This is a genomic window from Kitasatospora sp. NBC_01250 (assembly GCF_036226465.1).
In the GTDB taxonomy this organism is placed as follows: Bacteria; Actinomycetota; Actinomycetes; order Streptomycetales; family Streptomycetaceae; genus Kitasatospora.
The window spans coordinates 560,815-574,162 of the sequence record NZ_CP108476.1 but is presented as its reverse complement, the minus strand read 5'-3'; the positions used below and the strand labels follow the sequence as shown (position 1 = coordinate 574,162).

General features: G+C 73.7%; 13 protein-coding genes and 1 tRNA gene. 5 read left to right on the top strand and 9 right to left on the bottom strand.

Features of this window, described 5'->3' with window-relative positions:
* Both OG500_RS02750 and OG500_RS02745 read right to left on the bottom strand, forming a co-directional pair.
* Nucleotides 1-900 carry an MBL fold metallo-hydrolase gene (locus tag OG500_RS02750; protein WP_329576100.1) on the bottom strand — a complete coding sequence of 300 codons (900 nt, stop codon included), beginning with the start codon at nucleotides 898-900 and terminating at the stop codon, nucleotides 1-3.
* A gap of 42 nt (nucleotides 901-942) precedes the next feature.
* Nucleotides 943-2,193, bottom strand: a complete 1,251-nt coding sequence (locus OG500_RS02745) for an MFS transporter (RefSeq protein WP_329576097.1) — start codon at nucleotides 2,191-2,193, stop codon at nucleotides 943-945.
* Nucleotides 2,194-2,348: 155 nt separating this feature from the next.
* On the opposite strand from OG500_RS02745, the gene OG500_RS02740 reads away from it, so the two are divergent.
* The 3 genes from OG500_RS02740 (at nucleotide 2,349) to OG500_RS02730 (ending at nucleotide 4,676) form a co-directional block, all read left to right on the top strand.
* On the top strand, nucleotides 2,349-2,594 hold the full coding sequence (locus OG500_RS02740; protein ID WP_327064732.1) for a hypothetical protein: 246 nt from the start codon (nucleotides 2,349-2,351) through the stop codon (nucleotides 2,592-2,594).
* Nucleotides 2,581-3,972, top strand: a complete 1,392-nt coding sequence (locus OG500_RS02735) for an amidase (protein ID WP_329576092.1) — start codon at nucleotides 2,581-2,583, stop codon at nucleotides 3,970-3,972. Before OG500_RS02740 ends, OG500_RS02735 begins: the two co-directional genes overlap by 14 nt.
* A 104-nt stretch (nucleotides 3,973-4,076) precedes the next feature.
* Nucleotides 4,077-4,676, top strand: a complete 600-nt coding sequence (locus tag OG500_RS02730; protein WP_329576089.1) for a TetR/AcrR family transcriptional regulator — start codon at nucleotides 4,077-4,079, stop codon at nucleotides 4,674-4,676.
* Between the two features lie 56 nt (nucleotides 4,677-4,732).
* Here OG500_RS02730 and OG500_RS02725 read toward each other — a convergent pair whose 3' ends face one another.
* Complete coding sequence (locus OG500_RS02725) at nucleotides 4,733-5,707, bottom strand: aldo/keto reductase (RefSeq protein WP_329576086.1); 975 nt, start codon at nucleotides 5,705-5,707, stop codon at nucleotides 4,733-4,735.
* A 255-nt stretch (nucleotides 5,708-5,962) separates the two neighbouring features.
* Here OG500_RS02725 and OG500_RS02720 point away from each other — a divergent pair, with 255 nt between their 5' ends.
* Together OG500_RS02720 and OG500_RS02715 are read left to right on the top strand one after the other, a co-directional pair.
* A complete protein-coding gene (locus OG500_RS02720) occupies nucleotides 5,963-7,342 on the top strand; it encodes an FAD-dependent oxidoreductase (RefSeq protein WP_329576084.1) in 1,380 nt (459 codons plus the stop codon).
* A 95-nt stretch (nucleotides 7,343-7,437) separates the two neighbouring features.
* A tRNA-Gln gene (locus OG500_RS02715) sits at nucleotides 7,438-7,526 on the top strand.
* A gap of 16 nt (nucleotides 7,527-7,542) precedes the next feature.
* Here the strand turns inward: OG500_RS02715 and OG500_RS02710 are convergent.
* From OG500_RS02710 to OG500_RS02685, 6 genes are all read right to left on the bottom strand, one after another.
* Nucleotides 7,543-8,376 carry a fumarylacetoacetate hydrolase family protein gene (locus OG500_RS02710; RefSeq protein ID WP_329576081.1) on the bottom strand — a complete coding sequence of 278 codons (834 nt, stop codon included), beginning with the start codon at nucleotides 8,374-8,376 and terminating at the stop codon, nucleotides 7,543-7,545.
* A 75-nt stretch (nucleotides 8,377-8,451) separates the two neighbouring features.
* Entirely contained in the window at nucleotides 8,452-10,137 is a 1,686-nt protein-coding gene (locus OG500_RS02705; RefSeq protein WP_329576078.1) for an alpha-keto acid decarboxylase family protein, read from the bottom strand.
* A 207-nt stretch (nucleotides 10,138-10,344) separates the two neighbouring features.
* A complete protein-coding gene (locus tag OG500_RS02700; protein WP_329576075.1) occupies nucleotides 10,345-10,626 on the bottom strand; it encodes a hypothetical protein in 282 nt (93 codons plus the stop codon).
* On the bottom strand, nucleotides 10,569-11,141 hold the full coding sequence (locus OG500_RS02695; protein WP_327071425.1) for a hypothetical protein: 573 nt from the start codon (nucleotides 11,139-11,141) through the stop codon (nucleotides 10,569-10,571). The genes OG500_RS02700 and OG500_RS02695 overlap by 58 nt, the downstream gene beginning before the upstream one ends.
* Nucleotides 11,141-12,538, bottom strand: coding sequence for a hypothetical protein (locus OG500_RS02690; RefSeq protein WP_329576071.1), 1,398 nt, complete (start codon nucleotides 12,536-12,538; stop codon nucleotides 11,141-11,143). The genes OG500_RS02695 and OG500_RS02690 overlap by 1 nt, the downstream gene beginning before the upstream one ends.
* A complete protein-coding gene (locus OG500_RS02685) occupies nucleotides 12,535-13,347 on the bottom strand; it encodes an ABC transporter ATP-binding protein (protein WP_329576068.1) in 813 nt (270 codons plus the stop codon). Before OG500_RS02685 ends, OG500_RS02690 begins: the two co-directional genes overlap by 4 nt.
* Between the last annotated feature and the right edge of the window lies 1 nt (nucleotide 13,348).

Sequence of the window (13,348 nt, the reverse complement as noted above, 5' to 3'; positions counted from 1 at the left end):
TCAGAGCGCCGGAACGGGCAGCAGCCGGTAGGCGTCCTGGTGCCTGACCACGCGCCCGGCGGTGGGCGGCGCGAAGTGGGTGCCGAGGACGAGGGCGTCGGTGCCGGCGAGGGAGTCGAGCAGGCCGCGGCGCGAGGCCTCGGACTGCTGGGGGTCGATGTCGACGCAGGCGCCGATGCCGGGGTGGGCGAGCTGGACCGGGTGGTGGATGCAGTCGCCGGTGATCAGCGCCCGCTCGCCCTGGCCGGTCAGTTCGACGGCGACGTGGCCGGGGGTGTGGCCGGGGGTGGGCAGCAGGCGCAGGCCCGGGACGATCTCGGCGCCCTCGGCGGGGACGTCGACGAGGTCCAGCAGCCCGGCCTGCTCGACCGGTATCACGGAGTCCTCGAACATCTGCCGGCGTGCGTCCTCCATGGCGTAGCCGGCCCAGAACTCCCGCTCGGTGCGGGAGGTGAGGTAGCGGGCGTTGCGGAAGGTCGGGACCCACTCGCCGTCCACCTGCCGGGTGTTCCAGCCGACGTGGTCGGCGTGCAGGTGGGTGATGACGACCAGGTCGACGGAGTCCGGCGGGTAGCCGGCGGCGGTCAGGCGCTCCAGGTAGTCGGTGCGCAGGTCGTGCCAGGCCGGGTTGGCCCGCTCCTTGCCGTTGCCGATGCCGGTGTCGACGAGGACGCGCAGCCCGCCCACGGTGACGGCGAAGCTGTGGCTGTCGAGGTGCAGGATGCCCTCGTGGTCGGCGAAGTGGGGGTGCAGCCAGTCCTGACCGGTCACCACCTCGGGGGTGGCGTCGGGCAGCAGCCACGGTCCGGTCGCCGGCGGCAGCAGCACCTCGTCGATGCGGTGGACGGTGAGCCCGCCCACGGTCCAGGAGGGGATGGCGGCGGTGCGGGAAGTCGTCATGGTCGGTCGTTTCCTCTGTTCTCGTCTGCTGGTCTGTTCTTGTCAGTGCAGGTGATCGGGTGTGGTGCGGGGTGCCGCGTGCCGTGACCGGGCGAGCGCCGCCAGGGCTGCCACCGCGAGGAGGGCGGCGATCACGGCGTAGGCGTGGGCGGCGGTGCCGAGCCCGTAGCGCTGGGTGGCGGCACCGGCGGCGATGGCGGGCAGGCTCATCGAGAGGTAGCTGAGGACGTAGTAGGCGGCCAGCGAGGCGGCGCGGTCGCGCTCGTCGAGGGAGTCGAGGATCAGGCGCAGCGCCCCCTGGGAGACGGCGCCGAAGGCGATGCCGGCCAGCGCCGCGCCGCCGTAGACGGCGGGCAGTCCGGCGCCGTGCAGACCGCTCAGGGTCAGCAGCGCGGCGGGCAGCACGGACAGGCAGCCGCCGATCGCGGTGGCGAGCGGCGCCGCGCCCCGCAGCGTCCACACGGCGAGGGCCGCGGCGGCGCTGAGGGTGAAGAAGACCAGGCCGCGGGCGGCTTGGGGAGCGTCGGGGGCCACCAGGCGTACCAGGGCCGGCCCGAGGGAGGAGTAGAAGCCGCCCAGCGCCCAGACGGCGACGACCCCGGTGCCGACGGTCGACAGCGCGCGGCGGACGGTGGGCGGGAGGCTGAGCTGCGGGCGCAGTGACCGCAGGGCGCCGGGGTGGCGGTGGGCGGTCTCCGCGGTGGCGGTGACCGCGAGCGCCTGGGCGAGGAACAGGCCCGCCAGGACGGCGTAGACGGTGATGGTGGGGGCGGGGGCGAAGCGGACCAGCAGGGTCGCGGCGAGCACGCCCGCGGCCATGCCCGCGATCGGGGCGATGGTGTTGGCCAGGGCCGAGCGGCCCGGACGTCGGGCGTCCGCCAGGTCGAGCAGGGCCGCGCCCGCCGCGCTGGTGGCCGCGCCGGTGGCCGCGCCCTGCACGACCCGAGCGGCCGTCAGGGAGCCTGCGCCGTGCGCCGTGGCCAGCAGGACCATGGCGCCGGCCTCCGCGAGCAGGGCGCCGACCAGGACGGGGCGCCGTCCCAGGTGGTCGGAGAGGGAACCGGTGGTGAGCAGGGCCAGCAGCAGCGCCAGGGAGTAGGCGCTGAAGACCACGGTGACGGCGAGGGGTGTCAGGCCCCACCGGTCCTGGTAGACGGGATACAGCGGCGTCGGGGCGCTGGATGCCGCCAGCAGGGCCACCAGGATCGAGGAGTTGAGGGCGAAGGAGGTGGTGCGGGCACGGGCGGGCCGGAGGGGACGGTGCGCGGGTGCGTCGGACAGGACGCTGGGCATGGGGCTCCCTTTGCGGGTAAACGCAATCTATTTGCTTTAAGGAACCCTAGGCTCTACTGTCGGCTAAAGCAAACCGTTAGCTTTTGGTGTGGGAGTGCTCCGTGTGCCCACCCCGATCAGGAAGAACGCCCATGTCAGCGTCCGCGTCACCATCCGTGTCCACCTCCGCACCAACACCCCTGCCGGCGTCCGTCCCTGACGCCGACCTCACGCCGTCGGAGGCGGCCCGCTGGGCCGCCCGTGGCGGGCTCGTACTGCCCGCCGAGCGTCACGCCGCGGTCGCGGCCACCGTCAACCACATCCATTCCATCGTCGCGATCCTGCGGGAGCTGGACTTCGGGGAGACCCCGCCCGCCGGTGCCTACCGCGCCGGAGAGGAGAAGCACGATGCAGCCGTATGAGCTCTCCCTCGCTGCCGCCGCGGATGCGATCCGGGACCGGCAGCTGTCCCCGGTCGAGCTGGTGGACTCCGTCCTGACCCGCATCGAGCAGGTCGAGCCGCTCCTCGGCGCCTACGTCGCCTTCGATGCGGAGCAGGCGCGCCGGGCGGCGCGCGAGGCCGAGGCTGAGGTGGCGCAGGGCCGCCACCGCGGGCCGTTGCACGGCGTCCCGATGGGGCTCAAGGACCTGATCGACGTCGCCGGCTGGGCCACCACGGCCAGCTCCCAGGTGCGCGCCGACCACCGCGCGCAGGCCGACAGCACGGTCGCCGCGCGCCTGACGGCGGCCGGCGCCGTCCTGCTCGGCAAGACGCACACCCACGAGTTCGCCTACGGCCTGACCACCCCGCAGACCAGGAACGCCTGGGACCGCGGCCGGGTCGCGGGCGGTTCGAGCGGCGGGTCCGCCGTCGCCGTCGCCGCGGGCACGGCGACCTTCGCCCTGGGCACCGACACCGGCGGATCGATCCGGGTGCCCGCCGCGCTCAACGGGGTCGTCGGCCTCAAGCCGACCTACGGCCTCGTTCCCCGGCACGGCGTCACGTCCCTGTCCTGGGCGCTGGACCACGTCGGCCCGATCACCCGGACCGTGGAGGACGCGGCCCTGGTGCTGACCGCGCTGGCCGGACACGACGCGCGTGACCCCGCTTCGCTGCACACCTCCGCCCTGGACTACCGGCCGGGGCAGGACACGGATCTGACGGGGCTGCGGGTCGGCGTGCCGCGCACCTACTACTTCGACCACGTGGACGCCGAGGTGGCGGCTGCCGTCCGGCGCGCCATCGGGCAGTTGGCGGCGCTCGGTGCGCAGCTCGTCGAGATCGACATCCCGATGACCCGCTACGTCCAACCGATCCTGTGGGGACTGCTGGTGCCGGAGGCCACCGCCTACCACGAGCGCACCCTGCGGGCGGCGCCCGAGCTGTACCAGGCGGACGTCCGCATCCTGCTGGAGGCCGGCGAGCTGATGAGCGCCGTGGACCACGTGCGCGCCCAGCGCGCGCGGACCATGATGCGGGAGCAGTGGGCGCGCCTGCTGGAGACGGTCGACGTGATCGCCGCCCCGGCGGTCCCGATGACGGCGGCAGCCTCCGACCAGGAGACGGTCACCTGGTCGGACGGCACGGTCGAATCCGTCTCCGACGCGCTCGTGCGGCTGTCCGCCCCCGCGAACATCGTCGGGGTGCCCGCCCTGTCCGTCCCGGTCGGCCATGACACGGCGGGCCTGCCGATCGGCATGCAACTGCTCGGCCGGCCGCTCGGCGAGCGCGCGCTCCTGCGCGTCGGCCACGCCTACGAGCAGACCCGGCCTGCCCGAGCGCTCGCCCCGGTGGCCTGAGCACGGCGCGCGGGCCGGACCAGGCCGGGGAGCCGTCGAACGGCACTCGGGCGGTCCGGCCCGCGCCGCCCTAAACGCTAGGATTGTGCTTTAAGGTGGTTGGTATGAGTCGCAAGCAGATGGTGCGCCCGGGCGGGCGCAGCGCCCGGGTCCAGGCATCGGTGCACGCCGCTGTACGTGAACTCCTCGCGGAGGTGGGGCGCGAGGCGCTGACGGTGCCGCTGGTCGCCCAGCGCGCGGAGGTCACGCCGTCGACGATCTACCGCCGCTGGGGCGACCTGCAGGAGCTGCTCTCCGACGTCGCGGTGGAGCGTCTGCGGCCCGACACGGCGCCCGAGGACCACGGTGATCTCCGTTCCGACCTGACGGCCTGGGCCGAACAGTTCCTCGACGAGATGGCCTCGCCCGCGGGCCGCGCCTACACCCGCGACGTCCTGCTCGGCGACCCGGACGGCAGCAACGCCGGCCAGTGCTCGGTCTACGCGGCCGAACAGATCGACCTGGTGCTCGCCCGGGTCCGCGCCCGTGAGCAGGACGCACCCGACGTCGAGACGGTCATGGACCGCGTCGTGGCCCCCCTGATGTACCGCATCCTCTTCCGCCCGGCCGGCCTCGACGCAGCCTACGCACGCCGGCTCGTCACCGACTTCCTCGTCACCGACTTCCTCGTGACCGACGGGGAGGCCGGCCCGGGGAGTCGCTGACGGCCGCTGCGGACACCGGGCCGTGGACGGCGTCGGGGCGGCCGGCCGCGGGCGGGTCAGCGTTCCATCATCCGCATCCCGGCCTCGTTGTGCGTGTCCCCGGCCGCCGGGGGGAGACCGGTGAGCCGGGCGAGTTGGTCGTCGGTGAGGTGGACGGCGTCGGCGGCGGTGTTCTCCTCCAGCCGGGCCACGCGCCGGGTGCCGGGGATGGGCGCGATGTCGTCGCCCTGTGCCAGCAGCCAGGCGAGTGCGACCTGGGCCGGGGAGGCGTCGATCTCGCCGGCGATGGCGGCGACCTGGTCGGCCAGGCGGAGGTTGTGCTGGAAGTTCTCCTCGGTGAAGCGGGGGTTGTCGGCCCGGAAGTCGTTGGCGTCGAACTGGTCGGTGGAGCGGATCGTGCCGGTCAGGAAGCCACGGCCCAGGGGGGAGAAGGGCACGAAGCCGATGTTCAACTCGCGCAGCACCGGCAGCACCCGGGCCTCGGGGTCGCGGGTGAACAGCGAGTACTCGGACTGCACGGCGGTGACCGGGTGGACGGCGTGGGCGCGGCGGATGGTCTCGGGCCCGGCCTCGGAGAGGCCGATGTGCCGGATCTTGCCCTGCGCGACCAGCTCGGCCAGGGCCCCGACCGTCTCCTCGATCGGCGTGCCGGGGTCGACGCGGTGCTGGTAGTACAGGTCGATGTGGTCGGTGCCCAGGCGCTTGAGGGAGCCCTCGACGGCGGCGCGGATGCTGGCGGGGCTGCTGTCGGGCCCGCTCGGGCGGCCGGTGTGGGAGATCAGGCCGAACTTCGTGGCGAGCACGACCTTGTCGCGGCGGCCCTGCAGGGCCCGGCCGACGAGCTCCTCGTTGGTGTAGGGGCCGTAGACCTCGGCGGTGTCGAGCAGGGTGACGCCCAGGTCGATGGCGCGGTGGATGGTGCGCACGGACTGTTCGTCGTCGGTTCCGGCGCCGGTGTAGCCGTGGGACATGCCCATGGCGCCGAGGCCGATCCGGGAGACGTCCAGGTCACGCAGCTTGATGTGCTTCACAGCCGTTCCGTTCGCTCGGGGTCTGTGGGGCTGGCTCCATCTCGGACCCTACCGGCCTCGCGCGGAACTCTCCCAGCGCGGCGGCGTGTTGTGTGATCGTCTTCCGATGAATATCCAGCGCCTGCCCCACCCCCTGCGTGCTCCGCGGCTCAGGAGTGGCGTGGACGGCGGAGGGGCGAGCCCGGGAGCCGGTCGCAGGGCGGAGATCGCCGACCGGTAAGATCATCCTGCAACACGACGCGAAGGGGAGCCTCAGTGGCGCGGGTTGCGGTGGTCGGCGGGGGTATCAGCGGGCTGGGAACGGCGCTCATGCTCGGCAGGCGGGGCCACCGGGTCACGCTGTTCGAGCAGGAGGCGCGGGCGGCCGGCGCGGACCTGGACCAGGACTTCTTCCACTGGAACCGGCCCCGGACACCGCAGGCCGTCCAGCCCCACTCGCTCCTCGCGCATGTGCGCACGGTGCTGCGCACCGAGACCCCCGACGTCTACGCGGACGTACTGGCCCGTGGAGCCCGGGAGTACCACGAGTTCGACTGGTTCGGCGAGCACCCGCCGTACCGGGCCGGCGACGAGGACCTGGTGACCCTGCGCACCCGCCGCATCGTGGTGGAGGCCGCTCTGACCGCGGCCGTGCGGCGGGAGGGCACCGTTGACGTCCGGCGAGGCCGCCCGGTGCGCGGCCTCGCGATCGAGACGGGCCGAGCCGCCCGCCCCGCCCGCGTCACCGGCGTGCTGGTGGGCGCGGACACCCACCCGGCGGACCTCGTCGTCGACGCCGGCGGCCGCCGCTCGCCCGTCCCCGCCTGGCTGACCGCGGCCGGCTGCCGCCCACCCGTGGTGGAGAGCCACCGCGTCGGGATCGCCTACCTGTGCCGCTGGTTCCGCCTGCGCGCCGACGGCCCGCGGGACCCCGGGGTGAAGAACGGCTCGGCCGCGGCGTTCGCGCTCGCCGGCGTCTTCCCGTCCGACAACGACACCTTCGCGGTGAACCTGGTGCTCTCCACGGGTGATCCGACCCGCGGCGCGCTCACCGACCCCGCCGTCTTCGAGGCCGCCGCCCGTCGCTTCCCCGCCTGCGCCGCCTGGCTCGACCTGGCCGCCGAACCGGAGTCGGCCGTCCTGGCGATGGCCGGCCTGGACAACCGCTGGACCTCCCTCGTCGACGATGAGGGGCCCGTCGTCACGGGCCTGGTCAACGCCGGGGACAGCCTCGTCCACACCAACCCCACCATGGGCCACGGCGTGGCCCTCGGCCTGCTCACCGCCCAGCACCTCGCCGCCCACGCCGACGAGATCGCCGCTGACCCCACCGTCCACCACACCTGGACGGCCCAGGCCCTGCGCCCCTGGTTCGACGCCCAGGTGGCGTCCGACCGCGCCAACGCCCAACGCCTCGCCGAGAGTTCACCCGTCCCGGAGCGACGGGCCGCCGCCGTGGCCGCCTGCGCCTTCGAGGACCCCGTCGTCATGCGGGCCCGGGCGAAGGTGCGCCACCTCCTGCAGACCGCCGAGGAGGCCTACGGCACCGACGAGGTGGACCGCCACGTCACCGCCTGGCTGGCCGCCCACCCGGACTTCGTGCCACGGTACGACGGTCCGACCCGGGAGGAGTGGGAGGCCCTCGTCCGGCGTTGAACGTCAGGCGGGCGTCAGCACCGGGTCAGGGCGAGGGTGCATCGTTGTTCTCAACAGGGAACGGGCCGCAGCGAATCGGTGGGCCGGACCCTGGGGGAGAGGTGCCCGGAGTGGTTGATCGGGGACCGGGGCGCTGGTCCCGGTCGGGCTCAGGCCCACGCAGGTTCGAATCCTGCCTTCTCCGCTCGACAGGGGCAGAGTCAGCCGCCTGCCTTGCCGCCCGCGTGCCGGTCCGCGGTGGCGGGTCGGGGGCCGACGGTGTTGGTGAGGGTGCCGATGCCCTCGACGGTCACCGTCACCTGCTGCCCGGGCTGGAGGTAGGCGCCGGTCTCATGACCGACCCCGGCCGTGGTGCCGGTGAAGAAGAGGTCGCCGCTGTGCAGGCTGGTGCGTGCGTCGGCGTAGGTGAGGAGGTCGCCGGTGCCCCAGATCATGCTCGACGTGCGGTCGCGCTGGCGCTCTTCACCGTCCACCGTGAGGGTGATGGCGAGGTCGGGATGGGTGTCGCCGAATTCGTCGCGGGTGACGATCCACGGTCCGACGGCGGTGGTGCGGTCGAGGACCTTGCCGGAGAACAGGTCGATTCCGCCCAAGGCGCCGCCGAACTGGAGGTCACGGGCGGAGACGTCGTTGCCCACGGTGTACCCGAGGACGTCGCGCAGCGGGTCGCGGGGATCCGCGATGCGGGTGGAGCCGACGACGGCGACGAGTTCGGCCTCGTAGTCCAGCGCGTTGGTCACGGCGGGGTAGGCGATGTCCTCGCCGGGACCGATCATCGCCTGGTAGGGCTTGAGGAAGGCGGTGGGCTCGTCCGGCACCTTCAGCCCGAGCCGTAGGAGGTGGGACGCGTAGGTGGCTCCCGCGCAGACGATCTTCGTGGTCGGTTCGACCGGGGCGAGGAGGCGCAGACCGTTCAGGGGACGCCGGGCGCCGTTCCAGGGCGGGGTGCTGGTGGGGTCGGCGGTCAGGGCGGGGGCCCAGTCGGCGAACGTGCCCATGAGCGGGCGGGCGGTGTCGTCCCCGGGGTGGATCACGGCCAGAAGGTGGCGGTTCCGTCGGTGCAGCGTGCGATCTTCATGAGGTTTCCTCGATTCCGGTGGCCCTGGTGCTCAGTAGGCGTTCTGGGAGGTCAGGCGCCGGCACACGGCGTCGAGGAGCTGCGGGGTGTCCTCGCGGTCGAGGACGGCTTCGACGAGGGCAACGCGGCCTGCCCGGTGCGCGGCGGCCGCCCGGCTGAGCGCGGTGCTCAACTCGTCTCCGGTGGTGGCCCGTTCGGTCAGGGCGTGGTCGCCGGCCCCGAAGGCGGCGGGGAGGGCGGTGTAGTTCCAGGCGGCGACGTCGTTGTAGCGGGCCGTGGCACCGTGGATGGCGCGCTCCACGGTGTAGCCGTCGTTGTTCAGGACCACGATCACGGGGGCGGCCCCGTAGCGGGCTGCGGTGCCGATGGCCTGGGCGGTCAGCTGGAGGGCGCCGTCGCCGATGACGAGCAGGCAACGGCGGTCGGGCGCGGCGAGTTGGGCCCCCAGGGCGGCCGGGAGCGCGTAGCCGATCGAGCACCACAGGGACTGGCAGATGAACCGCGCCCCGGCGGGCAGGCGCAGTTCCTGGGCGCCGAAGGAAGCAGTGCCGAGGTCGGAGACGAGGATGTCGCCGGGCTCCAGACGGCTGGCGAGGCGGTCCCACAGCTCTTCCTGGGTGAGGCGGTCGGTGCCTGCCGCGGTCGGGGCGGGGGCGGCTTCGCCGGGTTCGGGGCGCGGTTCGGGGCGCAGCGAGGGCTGCTCGCGCAGGAGGCCTGCCAGGGCCTCCAGCGCCGGGGCGAGGCCGAGGGTGTCGTAGCGCGTGGGGCCGACGATCGCGTGGTCGGGGTGGAGGGTGATGGTGGGCGTCGCGTCCAGGTGGTGGCTGAAGCCGCCGGTGTCGAGGTCGGTGAGCTCGGCACCGGCCAGGATCAGGCAGTCGGCCTCCTCCACCGCCCGGCGGGTGCTCTCGCTGCTCAGGGCGCCGGTGTAGATGCCGGCGAAGGCCGGGCTGGTCTCGTCGAGGGTGCCCTTGCCCAGACAGAAGGCCGCCGTCCGGATGCCGCTGCCGCCCGCTTCGACGAGGTCGGCGAGGGTGTCGTGCAGGTGGTGGCGGTCGATGTGGTGGCCGGTGAGCACGGTGACCGTGCGGGCCGGTGCGAGCAGACGCGCGCAGTGTGCGACGAAGGCCTTCAGGATCACGGGATCCGTGCCGGGGTCCTCGGTGGCGGTCAGCGGGGCGGTGGGTGGCGGGCAGGGGGCCGTGACCACGTCCGTGGGCAGGTTGATGTGGACGGGCCGCCTGTGCCGCAGCAGCCGGCCGAGGACGCGGTCGATCTCGGCGGCGGCGTTGTGGGCACAGAGCGTGGTGCGGGCCACGGTGATCTCGGCGAACATCCGGGAGAAGTGCTGGTAGTCGCCGTCACCGAGGGTGTGGTGCAGCACCGCGCCGGCGGCTGCGACATCGGTGGCGGGCATGCCGGTGATCGCGACCACGGGCACGGATTCGGCGTAGCTGCCCGCCACGGCGTTGATCGCCGACAGCTCCCCGACGCCGAAGGTGGTGACCACGGCTCCCGCGCCGCGCACCCGGGCGTAGCCGTCGGCGGCGTATCCGGCGTTGAGCTCGTTGCAGGCCCCGACCCAGGTGATCGTGTCGTCCGCCGCTACGTCGTCCAGGAAGCCCAGGTTGAAATCACCCGGTACACCGAAGACATGGTCGATGCCCAGTTCGTTCAGGCGCCCGAGGAGGTAGCGGGCAACGGTGGTGGATGCCATGAGCAGGGGTTCCTTTCCGGTCTGCCGGCCGAGCCCGGGGCCGGTCTTCTCCATTGCACCGTCGGCAGCCGCCTGGGACAGTCCACCGATCGCACGACATCCGGGGGGACAGCGGCCGGGACCGGGGCAGGCCCGCGTCGTCGGCGCCCGGGCGCGCGAAGACCCCGGGCGGCGTGGGGCCGCCCGGGGTGGGGTGTCACGGGTGGATCACTTGTCGTACAGGGACCAGATCTGGTTGGGCGCCTTGTTCGCCGGGACCAGCGTCACGGGGGTGTCGACTCCGTTGCCCTGGAGGACCTCGTCGAGGTTCTTGTAGCTGGCGATGGTGGTCTGCTCCTGGCCGAAGTCGACGACCCAGCGCTGCGGGTCCGTCAGATCGGCCTCCTGGTCCGGGCGCTGGTGGCGCCCGGCCCCGGAGCGGGGTGCGGCCGTCAGCGCCTGGAGCCGGTGAGGGCGTACAGCACGGTGCCGGTCGCCAGCAGCACGCACGCGGTCCAGGTCGCCGGTGGCGTGCCGGCGGGTTCGAGCATCCAGTGGCACGCCTTTCCCGCGTCGCCGCTCAGCGGCGGGGTGAAGAAGGAGAGCGCGAGCCAGCCGGTCGGCAGGGTCCACGCGTGCGCCGCCCCGACCACCGCGGCCCCGAGTGCGGCCAGGCCGGCCAGGCCGGCGCTGTCCCGGAGCACGACGGCGGCAGGGGGGAGCGCCGGCCCCGTCACCTGCACCGCCAGCAGCGCCACGGCGGCGACCGCGCCGAGCAGCAGCACGTGCGCCGTGCGGCGGGGCGCCCACCGGATCGCGGCCGTCCGGTCGAGTGCGAGGTCCTGCCCACCGAGCCCGACGGAAGCGGCCGTCACGTTGGTGGTGAGGATCAGGGTCGCGATCCCCAGGTCCATCGGCTCCCTGCCGCCCTGCTCGAAGACACACGCTGCCAGCGTGGTGAGCGCCACCGCGGCGGCCCAGACCGGCACCTGCCGTGAACGCGCGTACAGCATCAGCCACTTCATCATGACGCGCCCCCTGCCAGGGCCTGGAGCTGGTCGTCCTTCGCGCAGGAGAGGGCCGAGGCGTGCACCTCGGCGATCCGCGAGCGCTGGTCGGCCGGTGACAGCGCGGTCAGCTTCTGCCAGGCGGTGTCGGCCTGCGCCCAGATGTCGAGCGAGTAGCGGTCGGTGGCCTTCTGCTCCAGCGGTTCGAGGTGCGGATCGCCGAGGGCCCAGCTCGCGACGATGCTCTGCAGGGCGACGTCCTGGAGCGGGCCGCTCTCCCGGGAGTTGTGCCCGAAGCAGCTCGGGGCCAGGCCCTGCGCGACGAGTGCGCGGGTCAGCGCCGTGCCGGTCGTACCGGCGAACAGGTGCTCGTCGAAGTCGACCAGCACCGCGTCGGCGGAGAGTTGGCGTTGGTCGCCGAGCGCGTGCAGCCTGGTGTCCTCCCGCACCGAGGCCGGCGCCTGGTCGCCCAGGGCGTCGTGCAGCACCCGCAGCGCCTCCTTGCCGCGCGGCGCGAGTGCGGGCAGGTGCGAGCGGTTCGCCTCGGTGACGCAGACCGGGCCGTCGCAGACCAGGGCCGCGGCGGCCTTGTCGACGACGTAGGTGTCGCGCGGGTCGGCCGGGAGGATCAGCAGGGCCAGGGCCGCGCCGGCCAGCACGGGAGCCACCGCGAGCAGCCGGGCGCGGCGCGTGGTGGCGGCCAGCAGGGCGAAGCCGGTGGCGAGCAGGCCGAGCAGCCAGAGCGTCTGGCCCAGGTGCTCGGCGGCGGACAGGGTCAGCAGCATCTCCCGCGGCTCCACGGTGGCGGGCGCCAGTTGGGCGAGCCGGTTCGGCGCGAGGCCCGAGGGCAGCTCCCCGTCCGTGTTCTGCCGCAGGAGCAGGCTCGTCAGCAGGAGGAAGAGCACCAGCAGGGCCGGCGGGGTGAGCGCGGACGGCAGGGCCCGTGCGACGCCCATGCCGAACACGGCCCCCGCGACCAGGGCCAGTGCCGCGACCAGCGAGATCGGCAGCCACCCCAGGGGCAGGTAGCTGGTGGCACCGAAGGCCACCTGGACTCCGCCCACCAGGACGAGCAGCCCGAAGCCCGCGGCCAGGACGAGCGCCATCGCGCCGGCGGGCAGCGCGGCCCGGCGCCAGGCCGGGCGTGGTGTGGTCGCCAGCAGCTCGGTCATCCGCGCGCGGGAGTCGCGCAGCCCGTACACCGCCCCCATGCCCACCACCAGCGGCCACCAGAGGGCCAGCCAGTACCGGGTCCACATCGCCATCGAGGTCCACTGGGCCGTCCAGCCGTCCGTGCCGTGCCACCAGATCCCGTCGATCAGGAAGAAGATCGCCAGGCTGCCGGCCAGCACGACCGCGCCGGCCCAGGGGGCGATGGAGCGCCTCAGTTCGGTGCGCAGCACCCGCCCGTTCACCAGGTACCCCGCTGCGGCTCGGAGTTCTGCAGCAGCGCCGAGTAGCCGCGCTCCAGCGGGCTGTCGCCCGGGTGCTCGGCGGTGCCCGCCGCGGCCAGATCCGCGGGGGTGCCCTGGAAGACGAGGCGGCCCTGGTCGAAGAGGACCACGTCGGTGCAGGCGGCGGCGACGTCCTCGACCAGGTGGGTGGAGACCACCACGCAGGCGTCGCGGCCCAGTTGGTGCAGCAGTTCGCGAAAGCGCAGCCGCTGCGTCGGGTCCAGGCCGACGGTCGGCTCGTCCAGCAGCAGCACGGTGGGGTCGTTGACGATGGCCTGGGCGATGCCGGCGCGGCGCACCATGCCGCCGGAGAGGGTCTTCATCCGCTGGTCGGCCTGGTCGGCCAGGCCCACCCGCTCCACCGCGCGCTGGACGGCGGCGGGGATCTCCGCCTGCGGGACCTCCTTCAGCCAGGCCATGTACTCGACGAACTCGCGCACCGTGAAGCGCGTGTAGTAGCCGAACTCCTGGGGCAGGTAGCCGATCCGGCGGCGCACGGACCGCAGGTCGACCGTCGCGTCCACCCGGGTGCCCAGCAGCTGCAGTTCGCCCTCGGCGGGGCGCAGCACGGTGGACAGGGCCCGGATCAGGGTGGTCTTGCCGGCTCCGTTGGGCCCCAGCAGGCCGTGGGTGCCGGTGCCGAGCGAGAGGTCGAGTCCGTCGACGGCCAGCTTCTTCCCGGCGCGTACCTTCAGGCCGGTGGCCTGGATCTCCCAGGCGTAGGTCTGCGGCGCGATGTCGGCCGGGGCCGTGCTTGTCGCGGGTGTCATG